This is a genomic window from Bacillus sp. AY18-3 (assembly GCF_008042305.1).
Lineage (GTDB): Bacteria > Bacillota > Bacilli > Bacillales > Bacillaceae_G > Bacillus_A > Bacillus_A wiedmannii.
In genome coordinates, this window is record NZ_QKQR01000012.1 from 81,019 (window position 1) to 102,774 (window position 21,756).

Genomic DNA, 21,756 nt, shown 5'->3' on the forward strand with positions numbered 1-21,756 from the left:
TTCTGTTAGTATTTCTGTTATAATATATTACGCTTTATAATATATTATACTTAAGGAGAACAACTCATGAAGCGAAAAAAGAGCCATTTAATGGTAATGGCACTTGTTACATCTTTATTATTAACAGCTTGTAATAATAAAGCGAATAAAAGTGACGCAGAGGCAAAAAAACAAGTATTACATGTAACGGTATCGGAAGAAATCCCTTCTCTTGATACTGCGAAAACGATGGATGGTACATCAGCACATGTTATGCAAAACATATTTGAAGGTTTGTATGTATTAGATGATCAAGATCAGCCTATTCCAGCAGTAGCAAAATCGTTTAAAAGAAGTGAAGATGGTAAAAAATATACATTTGATTTGCGTAAAGATGCAAAATGGTCAAATGGAGACAGTGTGACAGCAAATGATTTTATGTTTGCGTGGAAACGTGCAATTAAACCTGAAACAGCGTCTCAATATGCGTACATGCTCTTTCATGTGAAAAATGCGAAAGAGATAAATAGGGAAACAATGCCTCTTGATGAACTTGGGGTTAAAGTTATAAATGATTATAAGTTAGAAGTGGAACTCGAACAGCCAATTCCGTATTTTTTACAGTTGTTAGCACTGCCGATTTACTTGCCACAGCATGAGTCATTTTTGAAAGAACAAGGAAAGAACTATGCATTGGAACCTAGTAATCTCATATATAACGGCCCATTTGTATTAGAGAAATGGAAGCATGAACAAGAGTTTCAATTAAAGAAGAATGCTACATATTGGGATGAAAAGAAAGTGAAATTAGACGAGATAAACTTTCAAATTGTAAAGGATACAATGACCGCTGTTAATTTATACGAAGCTGGTAACTTGGACCGGGTGCCTATTAATTCTCAATTTGTAGACAAGTATAAAGGAAATAAGGAATTGCATATGTCGAGCGAACCTGCAATTGCTATGCTACGTTTTAATGAAAAAAATCGTGCGTTAGCAAATAAGAAAGTGCGTCAGGCTATTTCATTCGCGTTAAATAAAGAAGATTTCGTTTCTCATTTTATTAATAACGGAGCAAAACCTGCAAGTGGACTTGTACCAATTGGTCATGTAAATGAAGAGACTGGTAAAGACTTTAGAAAAGAAAACGGAGATCTTTCTCCATATGATTTGCAAAATGCGAAAAAGATTTGGGAAGAAGCGAAAAAAGAGCTTGGAGTAGAACAAGTAAATCTCGAGTTTTTAACATTTGAACAAGATAATGCAAAACGTATGGCAGAATATATAAAAGGTGACTTAGAAAAGCATTTGCAGGGACTCGCGATCCAAATTAAACAACAGCCATTTAAGCAAAAATTACAGTTAGAACAAATAGGAGATTACGATATATCTATGGGAAATTGGGGACCGGATTATAAAGACCCAATTAGTTATTTAGAACTCTTTACGACGGATAATCAAAATAACAAAATGAATTATTCTAACCGACACTACGATGAATTAATAAAGAAAGCGAAAAGCGATCTAGTACTAGATCAGAAGAAAAGATGGGAAGCATTGCAAGAGGCCGAGCGTATTCTATTAGAGGATGCTGCGGTCGCACCGCTTTATCAAATGGGCTCAGCTTACGTACAAAAGGGTTATGTAAAAGGAATTGAGAAGCATCAATTTGGTGGTATTTATACTTATAAGAATGCTTATATTGCTAATGAATAAATAAAAAAACCTTACTTTTTAAAAGTAAGGTTTTTTAAAGAGTACATGGAATAAGGGAATACAGTACAAATCAGCATACAAACAATCTCTTGTTGTAACTATGTTTGTTTTTAATTATATAAAAAATATTAGATTATATATTTTGTCATTGATATACTTAAAAGGTAATTGAGGTATTAAGATGAATCGATAGCGATGTTTGTGTATAATTATTTGAGTATTATAAAAATAAGGGAGCTTAAGTGTTTGATTTGAACGGGGCTTTTTCTATATGAATGAATTGGTATGTATAATACTTGGGGGATTTGGTTTAGAAGTTAATGGTAAGGAATAAAGGGGATAATTAGTATGAATAAGAAAGTAAAAAGATTTAAATATTTTATGGTTGTATTAGCCTGTATTGCAATTTTTGGTACAATGGGTACTTGTTTATTATTTTCTATTACTTATTTTATTATAAAAACAGCTATTTTAAGAGGTGGGAAATAAGATGGTACAAAATTTAGAGTTAGAATTTTAATTCATATACATAAAAAAGGAGAATTTCTATGAAATTACTACGTTTATTTATGATTCTCACTCTTGTTGTATTGTTAAGCGCATGCAATACAGCAACACAAGTCACAAAGGTACAAAAAAATGGCGAAACGACTTTGAAAATTGGTTCGTTGCAAGGGTATTACGATGTGCAAACGGTTAAAGCTGAAAAAGGAAATGTGGAAATTCCTTATAAAGCAGCCGTTGAAGAAGGTACGATTTTATTACAAGTTACAAAAGATGATAAGGTTATTTATGAAGAAGAAATCGCTTCTCAAAAAGAAGGCTTGCTTTCTTTTGAAGCGCCAAAATCCGGATCATATGATTTAATTGTGCGCGTGAAGGGTGAAAAAGAGAAAGCGAAAGAAATTCAAGTACATATTAAGCTATGAAAAAACGGCAAGTGGAATGCACCCGCTTGCCGTTTCCATTTTCGGGTGATTCTATCACAACATATGTTTATCCATGTAAGAAGTGATTCGCTGAGTCCTACTGTTTATTCCGCCGAAATTCCTGATGAAGTTAAAATAAGAGATGAACAAAAGAATGTGTTACAAACTTGGCATGTTAGAAACGAAATTGATAACTCTCTTTTACATGATAAAAAGACTCGGTTTGATGCATTTGTATTTGAAAGAGATATAGATGGTAAAGGGGAGATAAGGTGATAATCTTTTTAGAGAAGATGTCCCAGACCATACTACTGATATTGATTATATATGGGGGTAAATAAGTTGAAAAATATTGAGGTTCTAAATAAATACATTGAAGGGTTTTCTAATACTCTCCCTACGTGGTTAAAGTATCTAATCGAGGCAGAGGAGATACATCAAAACTATGAGAATGTACAAGTACTTGGTGAATTAAAAACAGATGCGGTGTTGTACTATGTACACCGTACGTTGCAAGTGTTAGATGGATTGTCTTTAGATGAAGAAGCGTATCGCATTATTGAAAAAGTACTAACGTATAGTGAGCTTGCAAAGGTAGGCTCTTTAAAACAGCGAGAGAAATGGAAGAAGAACGGAATCAATCTATTGGTACATAACGAGGGTTCTGCTGATATCTTTAGTGATATTCAGTTTATCGAACATATAGAGACAAACTTAAACTCTACTGAGTATTTGTTTGTTCGAGATTTAATTAGAACACATGGATTAATCGGGCAGTATATCCGCGGAGAGGCTCGTTTGGACTCTCATATTGATTTAATTGACACATATAAAGAAAAATACGGAGACGTTAGGTTAAAGGAGATTCTATACTATCTTAACCAATGTATTATTGAAGGTGTATCAAAATCTTTGTGGAGCGAAGTAAAGAACGATGTGAAGATTACAATTGATGGGCTATTTGATGGTTATGTGGAGCCATTTACTTCTCGTGTACATAGACTCACGCCAAAACATAAGGAGTCAGTATTTGAAAAAGATATAATTATGGGGAGCGAGAAGAGAGACGTTCAAACATTTTTATCTGATAAGGATTTGTGGTATGTAGAACCGTCTATGCATGCCCTTAGCTTCGAGGATATTTGGACAGTTTTTGTTATGTTAAAGAACGAGATAGGCACTAGAAAGGTTCAGCATATCCATTTCGAGAAATTGATGCAGCAGTTGCACTATGATTTCAAAGGCGAGAAGAAGGACAACGTGTATCGTAAGCGGGTTATTGAGAAGTATCTACGGGAGTACCGTGAGAACGAGAAGCCGAATACAACGCATGTTTCTTTTGAGGTTAAAGTCGATGAAAGTATGAAGACTGCGTATGTGTCGTTTCAGTTTTCTGCTGTAGGTGAAGCGTTAATCACCTTCTGTGTAGAGGCAGAGAAGATAGATATGATGCATGCTCGGGCAAATGTACTGCTCTTTGATTTCTTCGGGTTACGAAAGGATGCATATGATAGATTCCATAACGAAGAAGTGTATCTGGAGCATATGAATAGTTCGGCTGATGATAAACGAATTATTCTTGATTATATAAAGGGAGATACGATTGTAGATGTCGGATCCGGTGGTGGTGTTATGCTAGACATGATTGAAGAAGAGACCGAGGATAAACGAATATACGGTATCGATATTTCCGAAAACGTGATTGATACGTTGAAAAAGAAGAAACAGGACGAAGGTCGTTCTTGGGACGTCATTAAAGGGGATGCAATCAACTTAGGTAGCTCGTTTGGTAAAGAATCGGTTGATACGATTGTATATTCTTCTATCCTTCATGAGCTGTTCTCTTATATCGAGTATGAAGGTAAGAAATTCAATCATGAAGTAATTAAAAAGGGGTTACAGAGTGCTTACGAGGTGATAAAGCCAGGAGGTCGTATTATCATTCGTGATGGCATCATGACTGAAGATAAAATGTTAATGCGTGTGATTCATTTTAAAGATGCAGGTGGAATGAAGTTCTTAGAGCAGTATGTCCGTGAATTTAAGGGGCGTATAATCCAGTATGAGGTACTTGCAGACAATATAGTCAAAATGCCTGTTAACGATGCGATGGAGTTCCTATATACATATACATGGGGCGAGGATTCCTTCGTTCACGAGGTGCAAGAGCAGTTTGGAATCTTTACGCCAAACGACTATAAGGATTTCGTAAAGGGTATCTTTGGAGATAAAGTAAACATAGTTCAAGCTATGAATTATTTACAGGATGGATATACACAACATCTTAGCGAGAAAATCGATTTTAAAGATGAGTCTGGGAATGCGGTTGTGCTACCGGATAGTACGTTCTTTATGGTTTTAGAAAAGAAGTAATGATATTGAAAACTTTTAAAAAGTTTAGTTTGTGAAGGATCTCGTTCTAAAGCATATGCAATGACGGGAGAGTACATGGACAGCTATACATTCCAAAAGCATTGCGAAAACAGAAAAAGAACGTAAAAAAAGGGACATGAGTAAGAATATGCTCATGCCCTTTGTTTGGATTATATAATTTATTGTACTTCGCATCAGTCGTATGATGATCTAAGAAATGAAAAACGCTCGGTTTCCTATCTTTCGTTAAAAATCCACTATCTTGATTAATTATGCTGAAACGAGTTTTTACGCATAATTTCTATTAAACTCATTTTAATAAAGAATAATAGTTCGTGTCATATGGGATATCATCTTGATACATATAATTTTTTAAAACGCCTTCTTTTTCAAATCCTAATTTTAATAACACTTTATTGGAAGCTTCATTTTCAAGAAAGACAATTGCTCCGATCCGTTTTAAATGAAGTGTGTGGAAACCGTATGATATAACCTCAGAAACAGCTTCCGTCGCATATCCTTTTCCCCAGTGTTCAGGGAGAAAGGCATAGCTTATATTGGCTCGTTTATGCTCAGAAGACCAATCGTGAAACCCGATTGTTCCAACGAGCTCTTTTTTGTCCTTTAATTCGATTCCCCATTTTATACCGCTTCTTGCATTGTAACTGAGCTTAAAGTTATGAATGACTTGTTTCACTTGATCAACATCTTGTAACGGTTTTTGGCCATAATAGCGCAGTACATTAGTATTAGAAAAGCATTGTAGTATACGCGGTGCATCTTCTTCGGTAAGTTCTCTTAAAATGAGTCGGTCGGTTTTTAATATAGGAAACATACTTTCACTCCATTTCTTTTGAAACTAGAATGTATTGTTATTATATAATCTAGTCTGAAAATAAAGATTATTCAAGGGTAAAGTATGTTTTTGATTTATGATAAAATTAATTGTGGAATATATTTCAAAAAGAGGTCTGTATATGGAGAAAAATTCAATTTTAATTGTAGATGATGATCAAGATATTGTTCAATTTATAAACGTGAATTTAATGCAAGAAGATTTTAAAGTTTTTAGTGCTCATAACGGAGAAGAGGCTTTAAAAATAATAAATAATAACAGTATTCAACTTGCTATTTTGGATATTATGATGCCACATATGGATGGGATAGAATTGTGTAGAAGGATTAGAGAGAAACATAGTTTACCAATTATGTTTTTAAGCGCGAAATCATCGGATGTAGATAAAGTAATTGGGTTTAGTACTGGGGCAGATGATTATATTGTGAAGCCGTTTAGTACAATTGAATTTATAGCAAGAGTGAAAGCTCAATTAAGAAGGTATACATATTTCAATCAAAATGCTGTCCAAGTAATAGAAAAGAAAATAAATATTAGAGGTTTAGAAATAGATGAAGTGTCGAGGACAGTAATGTTATATGGGGAAACGATTAATCTTACGAAAACTGAATATGATATTTTGTACTTAATGGCCGCTGCAAAGAATCGTGTGTTTACTATTGAAGAAATATATGAGAGCGTTTGGAAAGAAAGAGCCTATGAAAGTAATAATACAGTAATGGTTCATATTGCGAGATTGAGAAATAAAATTGAAGAGAATCCAAAAGAACCTAAGTTTATTCAAAATGTTTGGGGAGTCGGATATAAAATTGAAGATTAAATCATTACAAGGCATTAGAGCTAAGTTTTTTATCGCATTCATATGTAGTATTTTGCTAGCAACTGTAAGTATAATAGCGTTTCAAATTGTAATTGGAAATATATATAGTCATGTTACTGCGTTAGAAGAAAAATATTCACTTTTATATGTAATAGCTTTTTTAATTATTACTACAATATACTTTGCATTCATGACAAGAACAATGATAAAAAGGTTATCTGAAATAAATAAGAACGTGAAAGAAATAAGTAATGGTAATTTGGAGATACATATACCTATTTCAAAAAATGACGAGATTGGTGAATTAGCAGCGAATGTTAATAGAATGGCTAAAAGTTTAAAAGAGTCTATCGAAAATGAAAAAAAATCACAGGAAATGAAAACTGAAATGATTAGTAATATTTCTCATGACTTACGAACACCTGTAACATCTCTAATCGGTTACGCGGACCTGTTAGGAAGTCAGCTTCATACAAATAGAGAAGAATGTGAACAGTATGTAAGTATATTAAAGCGAAAAAGTTATGAATTAAAAAATCAAGTAGATGATTTATTAGATTATTGTCAAATAAATTATAGGGAGATTGAATTACATAAAAGTGTAGTAAATATGAAAGCGTTCAGTGAACAAATCATGATTGATTTTGTGCCACAACTAGATGATGCCGATATGAGCTTTCGTATTAAAGGTGATAACGAGTTACATGTGGAAATGGATGTGGCGCTTATGGTGAGGCTGTTCGAAAATGTAATTAGTAATAGTATTATGTACGGGAAAGACGGAAAGGAGCTTTTAATTCAAGTTTCTAAAAGCGACATGAATGTTGAAATAGAAATTAAAAATTTTGGACAATGCATTCCGAATGAGAATCTTCCTTACGTTTTTGAGAAGTTTTATCGTGGTGAAAAATCACGTAGCTCTCATACGGGTGGCAAAGGAATGGGACTTGCAATTGCGAGAAGTATAGCAGAGCTTCATAAAGGGGATATCACTGTGCGCAGTAACGAGAAAGAAACTGTTTTCACTATCGTTTTACCGCATTATAAAGAATTGTAAGAAAGTCGTAAGTATTTCTTTTATATGTCGTAATTTTCACTTCGTATCATGTAGGACAAAGATATGAGAGTGAGGATACATTATGTGGAAGAAGTATGTATTAGTAATTTTAGTTGCGTTTTTAATTATAAGTTGGAGTGTAGTTTATTTAGCTAAAGGTGTTATATCAGTCATTTTTTGGTGGAGTATACAAGCCTTTAGCATAGTATCACTCTTTATTTTGATAGGGGTAACGTTACTATTTGTGTGGAAAGGCATTTTCAGACAGCGAATAGATAGAGAGCTACTCTTCATCGTTCTTTTCTCTATAATTGGAGCTTGGCCCTTAGGGTGGTTTGCTAACATAGGGGGACTTGCTTACCCAGCAGATGTACATTCTATGAGTCCTAAGGTAGTCGTTCGTTTTCCTTTGAATGAACGAGCATTAATAGGTTGGGGCGGTGATCGGTTAGAAACAAACTATCACGTTATAAAACCAAATGAAAGGTGGGCATATGATATTCTCATTCCGCCTGCTGAAGTGAAAAGTCGTAAGTTAGGAGATTATGGAATATATGGAGCGAAAGTAATGGCACCAGCTTCTGGAACAGTTGTATCCATCAATAATGATGAAAAAGATGTAGTTCCGGGAGAGGGTAATTTTGAGTCAATGGCGGGGAATCATATTTATTTGCAACTAGATGAATCAGGGACATTTTTGATTCTTGCCCATTTAAAAAAAGGATCAATTAAAGTGAGGGAAGGCCAACATGTAAATGAAGGAGAGGTACTTGCTCAAGTTGGTAACTCAGGAAGTTCAAGTGAGCCGCATTTACATATTCATCATCAAAGGCAGGATCCATCCAAGGTGAGCATATTTCTTTCGGAAGGATTACCACTTTACTTTCGAACTGAAAAAGGTACGATAATGCCAGAAAGAGGTACATACATAAGTGGTAATTCCAGTTTTATTGGAATACCTTTTTTCATTACCCTACAAATGTTTGATAAAGTAAGAAAATATTTAAAATGATAACAAGTGCAGCGATGATCCAAGCGATAAAGGTTGTTATGCGGTGATTAACGAGCGCACCCATAATTTTTTTATTGCTTGTAAACATAATAAGTGGCACTAATGCAAAAGCAATACCGAATGATAAGACGACTTGGCTCATGACTAGTGCGTAAGTTGGATTTACACCTAAAGCGATAATAACTAATGGTGGAATCATTGTAATGAAACGTCGTAAATATAACGGAATATGCATTCGAATGAAACCTTGCATAATAATATCACCTGACATTGTACCGACAGACGAGCTAGATAGTCCTGCTGATAAGAGCCCAATTCCAAATAAAGCAGCTGATACAGGACCGACTAAAGTACTGAACTGGTTAAAAGCAACATCAAGGTCTTCAACATGTAAACCATTTTTAAAGAATAGTGCGGCAGCAACAATTAACATACTCGCATTGATTGCTCCAGCGATAACCATTGCGATAATGATATCAATAAACTCGAAACGGAAAATTTTTTTCTTTTGTTCATCAGTTGTTCCGATCACGCGGCGTTGTGTCAATGCAGAATGTAAATAGATTGCATGTGGCATAACTGTCGCACCTAATATCCCTGCTGCAAGTAATATACTGTCTACACCTTGGAATTTTGGAATAAATAGTCCTGAAAGAAGGGGACTTAATTCTGGTTTTGCATAAAAAACTTGAATCCCAAATGCTATTACTACGATAAAAATCATCCCTGTAATAATAGCTTCTAGTGGGCGAAATCCTCTGCGTTGAAACTCAAGAATAATAAATGATCCGACTGCTGTAATTAAAGCAGCTGGTAACATCGGAATTCCAAATAATAAATACAATCCGAGTGCTGCCCCGATAAATTCCGCTAAATCTGTAGCCATAATAACGAGTTCACCTTGAATCCATAAGCCAATAGACACAGGTTTTGGAAAGTGTTCGCGAGCGATTTCAGGTAAATTATTTCCCGTAGCAATTCCTAATTTAGCTGATAAAGTTTGAATTAATACTGCCATTAAGTTAGAGGCGAATATAACCCATAATAGTAAATATCCATATTGTGAACCAGCTGCGATATTTGTAGCAAAGTTACCAGGGTCAATATAAGCTACGGATGCGATAAAAGCGGGTCCTAAAAACGGTAACAGTCTTTTCCACCCTTTCGTTTCTCCACTTAAAGCTAAGTGTGCTGATTGAACAGTTGTACTTTGAGAAGGGACTTGTTCATCTTTTGATATATCTTTATTCATAGTAGTTTTCCCCTTTGAAATGTTAACTTGATGAAATTATTGTAAGTATTCTTATTGTTTATTTCAATACATTTAAATGTATGAGATGATATTTTTATTTGAACACAAATGTTTCCTTAGTGCAAATTATATGCCTTGCCGCAATAGATGGTGTCGTGTTATAAAAAAATGGGAGTTTATGGTGTGATCACATGGGGAAACATAATGAATTAAAGGACTAATTTTGAAATTTATGTGAACATAGAGCCTATATTACAGCATATTAATTGATGGAAATGAAATTGTATGATATATAATATATTGGGATTACAACATAACCATAGTGTTTTGTGATGTAATCTTGTTTTTATTTTCGTTAACTTATAGAAAAAATTGTAAATAGAAGAAAATAGGCTAAGTACAATTTAGTATGTATTTTCTTATTATATATGTTTTGATATGAACGTTAACTTATACATGATTTTAAAATTTAGATAGGTGGTAGAAATAAATTGGCAACTACAAAACCATATAGAGTATTACTATATTACATGTACACAACAATTGAAAATCCAGAAGAATTTGCTGAACAGCATTTAGAATTTTGTAAATCACTTGAGTTAAAAGGAAGAATTCTTGTAGCGACAGAAGGAATTAATGGAACTTGTTCTGGAACTGTTGAGCAAACAGAGAAATACATGGAAGCAATGAACAATGATCCACGTTTTGCTGGAATCGTTTTTAAAATTGATGAGGCAGATGAACATGCATTTAAGAAAATGCACGTACGCCCTCGTCCAGAGTTAGTTACACTTCGTCTAGAAGACGACATTAATCCGAAAGAAATAACTGGTAAATATTTAGAGCCAACAGAATTCTATGAGGCAATGAAACAAGAAGATACAGTTATCATTGATGCACGAAATGATTATGAGTTTGATCTAGGTCACTTTAAAGGTGCGATTAAACCGGATATTGAATCATTCCGTGAGTTGCCAGATTGGATTAGAGAAAACAAAGAAACACTTGAAGGTAAAAAGATTTTAACATACTGTACAGGCGGAATTCGTTGTGAGAAGTTTTCTGGTTGGTTAGTTCGTGAAGGTTACGAAGATGTAGGTCAGCTTCACGGCGGTATTGTAACGTACGGAAAAGACCCAGAAGTACAAGGTGAGCTTTGGGATGGACAATGTTACGTGTTCGATGAGCGTATCTCTGTACCAGTAAACCAAAAAGAGCATGTTATCGTTGGTAAAGACCACTTTACAGGTGAACCTTGTGAGCGCTATGTAAACTGTGCAAATCCAGAATGTAATAAGAAAATTTTATGTTCTGAAGAAAACGAAGCGAAACATTTACGTGCATGTTCTCATGAATGTCGTGTACACCCACGTAATCGTTATATCGTTCAACACGAATTAACTGAAGAGCAAGTAGCTGCTGCATTAGAGAAAATCGAAGCAGGGAAGTAAGTTAAATTATTGTAATAAAAAAGTACTCCAAATTTTATTTTGGAGTACTTTTTTTACTATGTGTTTTTTATCAGTTTTTGTCGGTAAGTCGATATATCTTAAAAATCGCTGATATAATTTGAGTTACGCCGATATATCTTAAAAATCGCTGATAAAAATTTCATTCACTGAAATGCTCTACGTATTTGTAATTTGAAAATCCCCCTTTTTAATGTTTATCATCTTTCTCTTTAACAGCAGAAAGTACAGTTTGTTTTACCCATGATTTTCTTCGTTTATGTTGTAGACCCCATTGGTATAAACTTTGCGCACCTAAAATAAGTGAAATGACTATGCCGCTAATTGCTATTAAAAGCGCAAAAAATTCAAGTGGCGACGAGATTTTGTTTGAATCGGTGTTTCTTAAAAGATCAATCATAGTAAACCCTAACATTTGGCCTACTACAGAGTAGAGCGTTAAAATTAATAGTAAAAGGCTATCTTTTTTAGAAGCGACATTTTCTTGATATTTAAACAAACTATCAAGATTTTGTTTTGCATTCGAGTATAGTACTTCAATGTTAAATAGATTTCTTAAGCGGAAGAAAATATCTTCACTCTGTGATTGGGATACTAACTCTAAAGAGAAGTAATTTGCTGTAAATGAATTGATTGAATAAATTAATTTCTCTATTTCATTTGTATCTTGTTCAATGTTAAGTTCAGCATAAGCGTTTGCCATTTTTAATAAAACAACTTTATGAAATAGATTTAATAACAAAGCGTAATAAAACTCCCCGTACATTTGACTAGCAAGTTTAGCGATTGCTTGCTCATCTTCATTTGTTATACATGTAAAAATATGTTCTTCCATAACAAAGTAGCGATTAGGAGCCCATCTTTGATAAGAATGTTTTATTAAATAATCTTGAATATAAGGAACATTATTTGCGCTAATATACGGCTTACCATCGTCTGTTAATCCGGAAAGGCTGGAAGTACGATAAACATCCACTTCATTCAGGTCCATATCTTCTTTTATAGATAATAACGTTTGTACATACATTCTTTGGTCTTCAAAGAAAGGAAAGGTTTGAAAGTAAGAGCTCCGCAATCTCTTTTTCTCAAAGAAGTCTGTTACACCATGAAATAAATCACCGAATATAAGTTTTTCCACTTGTGAGTATTGTTTTCCGTTACATTCAATACAAATAGTCTCGTTTGTATCATTTTTAGTTTCGAGTACACGGAAGCGGGCGGCGAATTCGATTGCTTCTGATAATGTCATGTTTGGAGCGGTTTCTACTTCTGTCCGAATTGTTAAGAAGCCAAGCTCATAAGGGCAAAGTGTTACATCAATAGAATGAATCTTGAATGGAACAGAAATCAAATTTGTTGTTAAGTGTCCAGTTAAGTTAAGGTCTTTAGAATAGCGTTGTAATCCTTTTTGATGCTCTGAGTGAGGAAATAGAATTTTATTTGTAAATGAAAGATAGTATGCTTCCATATTTTGATGTGAAACTTGAAACTTTCCGTAGTATGTATTTTCATTTTCAAGATGATCGAGTCGAAAAGGGCGGAAATCATTTTTCTGTAAGAAAGGGAACATATTTTGTTCATATCCAGTTTTAAAAGAAAACGGGAATATAAATTGAAATATAGCTGTTGTTATATCTTTTCCCTCGATTGTTTGTATTGCCTCCATTTACATTGTTTCCTTTCCATATATGCTATAAAAACAACATACCCAAATTTATTTGAAAATAACCACTGTTTTATACTCGATTAAGAATGAAAATTCAGCTTATTTAGTAGGGGACATGTATAATGTTATGTATATTAAATGTTATAAAATTGTATTTTGAAAAGGGGGATGTTGTATGCGTATTTTAGTATTAGGAGCTGGTGGCGTCGGAGGCTTTTTTGGAGGTCGATTAGTCGAAAAAGGAGAAGATGTTACGTTTCTTGTCCGCAGTAAAAGAAAACAGCAATTAGAGGAAAAGGGACTTGTTATTCGTAGTGTTAATGGGGATTTTTCCTTCCAACCGAAATTAATAACGAAAGAAGATCGAACTTCTCCGTTTGACGTTATTTTATTTTCAACAAAAGCGTATCACTTAAACGAGGCGATTCAAGATTTGAAGCCGTTTGTAGGTGAAAATACTGTCATCATTCCATTGTTAAATGGTATCGCTCATTTATCACTATTACAAAAAGAATTCGGCGTGGAAAAAGTAATTGGCGGTTTATGCTTTATCGAGACGACGTTAAACGATCAAGGAGAGATTGTACAAACGAGTGTTGCCAACAGACTTGTATTTGGAGAAATGAAGTCTCAAGATTCAGAGAGAATAAAGCATATTTCTAAAGCATTTGCAGGTACGAAATCTAGCTTTGTTTTAAGTGAAAATATTATGCAAGATATGTGGCATAAATATTTATTTATTACTGTAATGTCGGGTGTGACGACATTAATGCGTGCACCGATAGGACCGATTCGCGAAAGCGAAGGTGGACGCGATTTTATCCAAAACTTATTTGAAGAATGTGTGCAAATCATGAGATCTATGAAAGCTCCAGTTAAGGATGGGATTGCCCAAGAACATATGAAAACAATTGATAAAATTTCGTATGATATGAAGTCATCGATGCAGCGTGATATGGAAAAAGGTTCGTTCATTGAAGGCCAGCACTTACAAGGATACTTACTAGATGTAGCGGAACAATTTTCTATAGAAGCACCATTATTAGGGGCAGTATATCAAAATTTGAAAGTGTATGAAGAAATGACCTTTCACAGATCAGCAATACAATTGGATGTATGAAAAAATAAAAAAGAAAGCAATATATAAGTGTATTGCTTTCTTTTTTATGACAAATTATTTATTTCTTTTCGTTCTATCTGTCAAATTTATTTCCTGTTCACGTTTACCGTATAATTGATTAATTTCATTTGCTAATGCATCTAAATAGGAATCGGAAAAAATAGGCTTCTTTTCTTTAGACATATGAGTCTCCTTTATCGATTTTTTAGTATTCATTATGTATATTTACAAGCGGATTATGCGCAATCATTTAAATTTTTTCTTTTTAAAAATTTTTGTTTACATTTTGAAAATAAAGGAGTATTATAATCCACAGTTTCAATTTTCTAAATCGCTGAAACCGCATGGTGCGGGGGACCCGTTCTTATGGATTAGTACTTAATCCAATGGGGTGAATCCTTGAAAAAGGTAGGGCTACTCATAGGCCCGAATCCGACAGCTAACCTCGTAAGCGTTATATTGAGAAGGAAGGTGGAGCTTGTGCGACAAAAAAAATAATGTCTACAAGTCTATTTCGTTATGGCTTGTAGACATTTTTTGCTTTCTGAAGAAATCGTTTATTCGCTGTAACTAGCAGAAAAGTTCGTACAAAATTATTGGAGAGTGGACAGCAGTGGTTTCATCAATCAAAAGGTTTTTAATTGGAAGGCCGTTAAAATCAACTGAGTTAGGAGAGCAAAAGCTTAATAAAACGAAGGCGCTAGCCATTTTATCTTCTGACGCATTGTCATCGGTCGCATACGGACCAGAGCAAATATTAATCGCACTAGCAGGCCTAGGAGCAGTAGCTTATTGGTATTCTATTCCTATCGCTGTTGGGGTATTAGTATTATTGACAGCCCTTATTTTATCTTATCGACAAATTATTTTTGCTTATCCGCACGGCGGGGGCGCATACGTAGTATCAAAAGAAAATTTAGGGATGAATCCAGGGTTAATAGCTGGAGGATCTTTATTAGTTGATTATATTTTAACTGTTGCAGTAAGTGTATCAGCAGGTACAGATGCGCTTACATCAGCTTTCCCTAGTTTACATGCACATAATGTAATCATTGCGATTATATTTGTTATATTGATTACTATTTTAAATTTAAGAGGGGTAACGGAATCAGCTTCCGTTTTAGCATATCCTGTTTATTTATTCGTTTTAGCACTCTTTATATTAATTGGTGTAGGTATTTATAATATTATAACTGGTCAAGTTTCACCGACATTACATTCACCGATTGGAACACCAGTTGCAGGAATTAGTTTATTTTTACTGTTACGAGCATTTGCTTCAGGAAGCTCTGCTTTAACGGGTGTTGAGGCAATATCTAACGCAATTCCAAACTTTAAGGATCCTGCACCTAACAATGCAGCGAAAACATTGCTCGCAATGGGGGCATTACTTGCAGTTTTATTTTCAGGAATTGTTTTCTTAGCTTATTATTACGGAATTAATCCAAGTAAGGAAGTAACAGTTGTTTCACAAATTGCTGAACAAACTTTTGGACGTAATTTCATGTACTATTTTATACAGGGTACAACTGCTTTAATATTAATTCTTGCTGCTAACACAGGGTATTCTGCATTCCCACTATTAGCAGTTAACCTTGCAAAAGACAAATTCATACCGAGAATGTTTACGATTAGAGGAGACCGCCTAGGTTACTCAAACGGTATTATTATACTTGGAATTGCTTCGATTATTTTAATTGTAGCTTTCCAAGGGCAAACAGAACATTTAATTCCGTTATATGCAGTAGGTGTATTTATTCCGTTTACACTCTCTCAAACGGGGATGGTATTAAAATGGCTTCGTGACAAACCTGAAGGATGGGCTTTGAGATTAACGGTCAATTTAGTTGGTGCAGTCATTAGTTTTATTGTAATGAGTATGTTCTTTTTAACTAAGTTCGCACAAGTTTGGTCAATCCTTATTTTCTTACCTGCCATCATCTTCTTGTTCCATAGAATTAAGAAGCATTACGATGCAGTGGGTGATCAATTAAGTTTAAAAACTTGTGAGCCACTTGTTCCAATTGAGGGAAATGTAATTGTTGTTCCTGTAGCTGGTATGACGCATGTAGTAGAAAATTCATTGAACTATGCGAAGGCTCTTTCGGCAGATCAAGTTATTGCTGTATATGTTGCTTTTGACAGAGAAGAGGAAAAGAAATTTGAAGAGAAATGGAAGAAGTGGCAACCTGAAGTAAGGCTTGTTACCTTACATTCTCATTATAGAAGTATTATTCAGCCACTAACAAAGTTTATTGATACAGTACAATATAAAGCGAGTGAGTCAAATTACCGAGTTACTGTCGTTATACCACAGTTCATTCCGAAAAAAGGTTGGCATAACATTCTTCATAATCAGTCTAGTTTACTCATTCGTGCGTATTTACTCTATAAAAGAAATGTTGTTATTACGACAGTTCCATATCATTTGAAAAAGTAAGAAGATTTTTTAAGGATAGCTTTACGAAAGTGAAGCTATCCTTTTTGTGTATACACTATGCATAATTGCATATGGGTCTGAAATATATATCAATATAATTTTTGTATCTATGAATAAGTAGAGGTTTTTGTTGTGATATATGGATATTTCAATTGAAAAAGTGAAGTGGATTATATTTTGAAATAAGGACAGGAAAGCTTGAAAATAAAGGGAATGAAAATACTTCTTTACGTTATATAAATAGCTGTGTTTAAATGACCTTACAGTACAAAACTTACATGAAAACAAAACGGAATTTCATATTTACGTACGTTATTTAGTTTAAAATGAATAATATTTTTATGTAATATATTCACTGTGTGAATGTGAGAATGGCTATAAAATAGAAATTTTATACAATATTATTCATACTAATCACATATGAAATGTTTTATAACAATAAGTAAGTACTGTAGCAATAAAAGTTGGGAGAGGTGGTTCGTACATGGATCGCGGTGAGAACGTTCTCTATTTTAACCATCTCAAACTATATGCAAGAAAATAGAATAATAAAATGCGATAGTAATAGTTGCTAATACATAGGAGGAGTTAAAGTGAAAAAGACTTTAATTACAGGGTTATTGGTTACAGCGGTATCTACGAGTTGTTTTATTCCTGTAAGCGCTTACGCTAAGGAAGGGCAAACAGAAGTGAAAACAGTATATGCACAAAATGTAATTGCTCCAAATACATTATCCAATTCAATTAGAATGTTAGGATCACAGTCACCGCTTATACAAGCATATGGACTAGTGATTTTACAGCAGCCAGACATTAAGGTGAATGCGATGAGTAGTTTGACGAATCATCAAAAGTTTGCAAAGGCAAATGTAAGAGAGTGGATTGATGAATATAATCCGAAGCTAATCGACTTAAATCAAGAGATGATGAGATATAGTACTAGATTTAATAGTTATTATAGTAAGCTCTATGAACTAGCAGGAAACGTCAATGAAGATGAACAGGCAAAAGCAGATTTTACAAATGCATATGGAAAATTACAATTGCAAGTACAAAGCATCCAAGAGAGTATGGAGCAAGATTTATTAGAGTTAAATCGATTTAAAACGGTATTAGACAAAGATAGTAGCAACTTATCACTTAAAGCTGATGAAGCAATAAAAACACTGCAAGGATCAAGTGGAGATATTGTGAAATTAAGAGAAGATATTAAAAGAATTCAAGGAGAAATCCAAGCGGAATTAACGACTATTTTGAATAGACCGCAAGAAATTATTAAAGGTTCTATTAATATCGGTAAACAAGTATTTACAATTACAAATCAAACTGCGCAAACGAAAACAATTGATTTCGTTTCTATCGGTACTTTAAGTAATGAAATTGTAAATGCTGCAGATAGCCAAACGAGAGAAGCGGCTCTTCGTATTCAGCAAAAGCAAAAAGAGCTATTACCACTTATTCAAAAGTTATCACAAACTGAAGCAGAGGCGACTCAAATTACGTTTGTTGAAGATCAAGTAAGTAGCTTTACAGAACTAATTAATCGCCAAATTTCAACTTTAGAAACGCTAATAACGGATTGGAAAGTTTTAAACAGTAATATGATCCAAATTCAAAAGAATGTTGAAGAAGGCACGTATACAGACAGTAGTTTACTTCAAAAACATTTCAATCAAATTAAAAAAGTAAGTGATGAAATGAATAAACAAACGAATCAATTTGAAGATTACGTTACAAACGTTGAAGTACATTAAAAATAAGTAACGATATAGGGAGAGAAGAAAAATGACAAAAAAACCTTATAAAGTAATGGCTCTATCAGCACTTATGGCAGTATTTGCAGCAGGAAATATCATGCCAGCTCATACGTATGCAGCTGAAAGTACAGTGAAACAAGCTCCAATTCATGCGGTAGCAAAAGCTTATAATGACTATGAAGAATACTCATTAGGACCAGAAGGCCTAAAAGATGCAATGGAAAGAACAGGTTCAAACGCTTTAGTAATGGATCTGTACGCTTTAACAATTATTAAACAAGGGAATGTTAACTTTGGTAATGTATCCTCTGTTGATACGGCTCTAAAAGGGAAAGTAATTCAGCACCAGGATACAGCTAGAGGAAATGCGAAACAATGGTTAGATGTATTAAAGCCGCAGCTTATTTCAACGAATCAAAATATCATTAACTACAATACGAAATTCCAAAACTATTATGATACGTTAGTTGCTGCGGTGGATTCGAAGGATAAAGCGACTCTTACGAAAGGGTTAACTAGATTATCAAGTAGTATTAATGAAAATAAAGCGCAAGTAGATCAGTTAGTAGAAGACTTAAAAAAATTCCGAAACAAAATGACGTCCGATACGCAAAACTTTAAAGGTGATGCAAATCAAATTACATCTATATTAGCTAGTCAAGATGCTGGAATTCCGCTTCTGCAAAATCAAATTACAACGTACAATGAAGCAATTAGTAAATATAATGCAATTATTATCGGTTCATCTGTTGCAACAGCACTAGGACCAATTGCAATTATCGGTGGTGCAGTAGTTATTGCTACAGGTGCAGGAACGCCGCTAGGAGTCGCATTAATTGCAGGTGGTGCCGCAGCTGTAGGCGGTGGTACAGCTGGAATCGTATTAGCGAAGAAAGAACTTGATAATGCACAAGCTGAAATTCAAAAAATAACAGGACAAGTTACAACTGCTCAATTAGAAGTAGCTGGGTTAACGAACATTAAAACACAAACGGAGTATTTAACAAATACAATTGATACTGCAATTACAGCGTTGCAAAACATTTCAAACCAATGGTACACAATGGGATCAAAATACAATTCTTTACTTCAAAATGTAGATTCAATTAGTCCAAACGACCTTGTTTTCATTAAAGAAGATTTAAACATTGCGAAAGATAGCTGGAAAAACATTAAAGACTATGCAGAAAAGATTTATGCTGAAGATATTAAAGTAGTAGATACGAAAAAAGCATAATCGGATACGAATCGTTAGAGCGTTAAGTATTGATGAGTGATTTGAAGCTCCTGTTCAGTTGTGAGCAGGAGCTTTTTATACCCTTATAAAGAAGATAGGTGAAAAGTATGCAGAAACGATTTTATAAAAAATGTCTTTTAATGTTAATGATTGCTGGAGTGGCAACAAGTAACGCATTTCCTTTACATCCTTTTGCAGCAGAACAAAACGTAAAAACATTGCAAGAAAGTGCGGAAAATTATTCGCTAGGGCCAGCTGGATTCCAAGATGTTATGGCGCAAACGACATCGAGCATATTTGCAATGGATTCATATGCAAAATTAATTCAAAATCAGCAAGAGACTGATTTGAGTAAAATAAGTTCCATTAATAGTGAGTTTAAAGGAAATATGATTCAGCACCAAAGAGATGCAAAAATTAACGCAGCGTATTGGTTAAATTATATGAAGCCTCAAATTATGAAAACAGATCAAAATATTATTAATTACAATAATACTTTTCAAGCGTATTATAATAGCATGCTAGTAGCGATTGAACAAAAGGATAGTGGAAAATTAAAAGCGGATTTAGAAAAGTTGTATGCGGATATTGTAAAGAATCAAAATGAGGTAGATGTATTATTAGGGGATTTGAAAGCTTTTCGCGACAGAATGGCGAAAGACACAAATAGTTTTAAAGAGGATACAAATCAATTAACAGCAATTTTAGCAAGTACGAATGCTGGCATTCCGGCTCTAGAGCAACAAATAAATACATATAACGATTCAATCAAAAAGAGTAATGATATGGTCATTGCTGGTGGCGTACTTTGCGTAGCACTAATAACATGTCTTGCTGGCGGACCGATGATTGCGATTGCGAAAAAAGATATCGCAAATGCAGAAAGAGAAATCTCCAATTTAAAAGATAGAATTTCTGGCGCACAAGCTGAAGTGGCAATATTGACAGATGTAAAAAATAAAACAACAAATATGACTGAAACAATTGATGCAGCAATTACAGCATTGCAAAATATATCAAATCAATGGTATACAGTAGGGGCAAAGTATAATAATTTACTGCAAAACGTAAAAGGAATCAGCCCTGAAGAATTTACCTTCATAAAAGAAGATTTACATACAGCGAAAGATAGCTGGAAAGATGTAAAAGATTATACAGAAAAATTACATGAAGGCGTGGCGAAGTAAACAGTGGACTAGTTCTGCTGTTTATTTTTTATCCTGTTTTTTGTGAGAGGTGGACTTGTAATTTAATATATAAATTTGCTGTGTTTTTTTATTAATGTAGCTTTGGGGTAATGTTTAATCAAATCGATACTAATAACCTAAATATACTTCTGATCAAGCTTTTTATATTTAATGTTTTAATGAAAAAAGCTATACTGTAAGTAAAATTAAAAATTGGAAAGGAAATACTAGAACATGGAAAATTATCTATTATTTATTCTTACAGCAATGCTAATCATAATAATGCCTGGTCCTGGTTTTGCACTAGTTACAAAAAACACTATCTCGCATGGTAAAAATGGTGGGATAAAGACTGTGTTAGGAACGATATCTGGAATGATGATTCATACAATAATGGCTACGCTAGGACTCTCTGCCATCCTAATGAAATTTGCTATGTTATTTACATTTATAAAATATGCTGGGGCTTTTTATTTAATTTACTTAGCTGTAAAGTCAATTAAAAGTGCCTTACATAAAAAAGAAGATATGTCAGGTTCAGTAGAAATGTACTCTAAGGATATTGGGGCAATTAAAAGCTTTAGACAAGGATTTACTACGGCAATTTTAAACCCAAAAACCGCTGTGTTTTTCCTTAGTTTTTTACCCCAATTTATTGTAAGTAATCAAAATCATTTCCTACAATTTCTATTATTAGGAGTCACATTTACGACTTTGACAGCAATATGGTATTTACTTTATATCTCACTCATACGTCAATTAAGAACTTTTTTAAGAAAAGAAAGAGTGAACCGTACAATAGAGGGTATTACAGGCGCGGTATTATTAGTATTTGGAGTTAGATTGTTTTTCCAAAAATAAATATGTAAATGAAAAGAGAAATAAA

Annotated in this window: 19 protein-coding genes and 1 riboswitch; of the genes, 15 read left to right on the top strand and 4 right to left on the bottom strand. The window is 33.9% G+C overall.

From position 1 onward, the window contains the following. Positions 1-66: 66 nt before the first annotated feature. The 5 genes from DM800_RS11430 to DM800_RS11445 all read left to right on the top strand — a co-directional run bounded on the left by DM800_RS11430 (position 67) and on the right by DM800_RS11445 (position 4,997). Positions 67-1,695 (top strand): peptide ABC transporter substrate-binding protein, encoded by a 1,629-nt coding sequence (locus tag DM800_RS11430; protein ID WP_147786870.1) that lies wholly within the window; start codon positions 67-69, stop codon positions 1,693-1,695. Positions 1,696-2,043: 348 nt separating this feature from the next. Continuing rightward, positions 2,044-2,184 carry a hypothetical protein gene (locus DM800_RS29140; RefSeq protein ID WP_179955670.1) on the top strand — a complete coding sequence of 47 codons (141 nt, stop codon included), beginning with the start codon at positions 2,044-2,046 and terminating at the stop codon, positions 2,182-2,184. Positions 2,185-2,243: 59 nt separating this feature from the next. Beyond that, positions 2,244-2,624 carry a BA_1872 family lipoprotein gene (locus DM800_RS11435; protein ID WP_147786871.1) on the top strand — a complete coding sequence of 127 codons (381 nt, stop codon included), beginning with the start codon at positions 2,244-2,246 and terminating at the stop codon, positions 2,622-2,624. A gap of 63 nt (positions 2,625-2,687) precedes the next feature. After that, positions 2,688-2,900 (top strand): hypothetical protein, encoded by a 213-nt coding sequence (locus DM800_RS11440; protein WP_147786872.1) that lies wholly within the window; start codon positions 2,688-2,690, stop codon positions 2,898-2,900. Positions 2,901-2,951: 51 nt separating this feature from the next. Further along, a complete protein-coding gene (locus DM800_RS11445) occupies positions 2,952-4,997 on the top strand; it encodes a class I SAM-dependent methyltransferase (RefSeq protein ID WP_147786873.1) in 2,046 nt (681 codons plus the stop codon). Between the two features lie 310 nt (positions 4,998-5,307). Here DM800_RS11445 and DM800_RS11450 read toward each other — a convergent pair whose 3' ends face one another. Continuing rightward, positions 5,308-5,832, bottom strand: coding sequence for a GNAT family N-acetyltransferase (locus tag DM800_RS11450; protein WP_147786874.1), 525 nt, complete (start codon positions 5,830-5,832; stop codon positions 5,308-5,310). 142 nt (positions 5,833-5,974) lie between these two features. Between DM800_RS11450 and DM800_RS11455 the strand changes: the two genes are divergently transcribed. The 3 genes from DM800_RS11455 to DM800_RS11465 all read left to right on the top strand — a co-directional run bounded on the left by DM800_RS11455 (position 5,975) and on the right by DM800_RS11465 (position 8,742). After that, a complete protein-coding gene (locus DM800_RS11455) occupies positions 5,975-6,673 on the top strand; it encodes a response regulator transcription factor (RefSeq protein ID WP_147786875.1) in 699 nt (232 codons plus the stop codon). Then, a complete protein-coding gene (locus tag DM800_RS11460) occupies positions 6,663-7,730 on the top strand; it encodes a sensor histidine kinase (protein WP_147786876.1) in 1,068 nt (355 codons plus the stop codon). Before DM800_RS11455 ends, DM800_RS11460 begins: the two co-directional genes overlap by 11 nt. 82 nt (positions 7,731-7,812) lie before the next feature. Then, positions 7,813-8,742, top strand: a complete 930-nt coding sequence (locus DM800_RS11465; RefSeq protein WP_147786877.1) for a M23 family metallopeptidase — start codon at positions 7,813-7,815, stop codon at positions 8,740-8,742. Here the strand turns inward: DM800_RS11465 and DM800_RS11470 are convergent. Then, positions 8,699-9,994, bottom strand: coding sequence for an Nramp family divalent metal transporter (locus DM800_RS11470; RefSeq protein ID WP_048543263.1), 1,296 nt, complete (start codon positions 9,992-9,994; stop codon positions 8,699-8,701). The genes DM800_RS11465 and DM800_RS11470 overlap by 44 nt on opposite strands. A gap of 491 nt (positions 9,995-10,485) precedes the next feature. On the opposite strand from DM800_RS11470, the gene trhO reads away from it, so the two are divergent. Then, the gene (trhO, locus tag DM800_RS11475) at positions 10,486-11,445 is read left to right on the top strand and encodes an oxygen-dependent tRNA uridine(34) hydroxylase TrhO (protein ID WP_000246241.1); all 960 of its coding nucleotides are present in this window, start codon (positions 10,486-10,488) and stop codon (positions 11,443-11,445) included. Between the two features lie 208 nt (positions 11,446-11,653). Here the strand turns inward: trhO and DM800_RS11480 are convergent, their stop codons facing one another. Next, positions 11,654-13,129 (bottom strand): hypothetical protein, encoded by a 1,476-nt coding sequence (locus DM800_RS11480; protein ID WP_147786878.1) that lies wholly within the window; start codon positions 13,127-13,129, stop codon positions 11,654-11,656. Between the two features lie 175 nt (positions 13,130-13,304). Between DM800_RS11480 and panE the strand changes: the two genes are divergently transcribed. Then, positions 13,305-14,249 carry a 2-dehydropantoate 2-reductase gene (panE, locus tag DM800_RS11485; RefSeq protein WP_088092009.1) on the top strand — a complete coding sequence of 315 codons (945 nt, stop codon included), beginning with the start codon at positions 13,305-13,307 and terminating at the stop codon, positions 14,247-14,249. Between the two features lie 54 nt (positions 14,250-14,303). Here the strand turns inward: panE and DM800_RS29595 are convergent, their stop codons facing one another. Continuing rightward, entirely contained in the window at positions 14,304-14,432 is a 129-nt protein-coding gene (locus DM800_RS29595) for a hypothetical protein (RefSeq protein WP_000031869.1), read from the bottom strand. 139 nt (positions 14,433-14,571) lie between these two features. Then, a riboswitch (cyclic di-AMP (ydaO/yuaA leader) is annotated at positions 14,572-14,718 on the top strand. A gap of 144 nt (positions 14,719-14,862) precedes the next feature. Between DM800_RS29595 and DM800_RS11490 the strand changes: the two genes are divergently transcribed. From DM800_RS11490 to DM800_RS11510, 5 genes are all read left to right on the top strand, one after another. Further along, on the top strand, positions 14,863-16,689 hold the full coding sequence (locus DM800_RS11490; RefSeq protein WP_048543259.1) for an APC family permease: 1,827 nt from the start codon (positions 14,863-14,865) through the stop codon (positions 16,687-16,689). A 593-nt stretch (positions 16,690-17,282) separates the two neighbouring features. After that, positions 17,283-18,443, top strand: a complete 1,161-nt coding sequence (gene nheA / locus DM800_RS11495) for a non-hemolytic enterotoxin NHE subunit A (RefSeq protein ID WP_048543258.1) — start codon at positions 17,283-17,285, stop codon at positions 18,441-18,443. A gap of 31 nt (positions 18,444-18,474) precedes the next feature. Further along, on the top strand, positions 18,475-19,683 hold the full coding sequence (gene nheB, locus DM800_RS11500; RefSeq protein WP_087982994.1) for a non-hemolytic enterotoxin NHE subunit B: 1,209 nt from the start codon (positions 18,475-18,477) through the stop codon (positions 19,681-19,683). Between the two features lie 107 nt (positions 19,684-19,790). After that, entirely contained in the window at positions 19,791-20,870 is a 1,080-nt protein-coding gene (nheC, locus tag DM800_RS11505) for a non-hemolytic enterotoxin NHE subunit C (protein ID WP_147786879.1), read from the top strand. A gap of 234 nt (positions 20,871-21,104) precedes the next feature. Next, a complete protein-coding gene (locus DM800_RS11510; RefSeq protein ID WP_088608654.1) occupies positions 21,105-21,731 on the top strand; it encodes a LysE family translocator in 627 nt (208 codons plus the stop codon). The last annotated feature ends 25 nt before the right edge of the window (positions 21,732-21,756 follow it).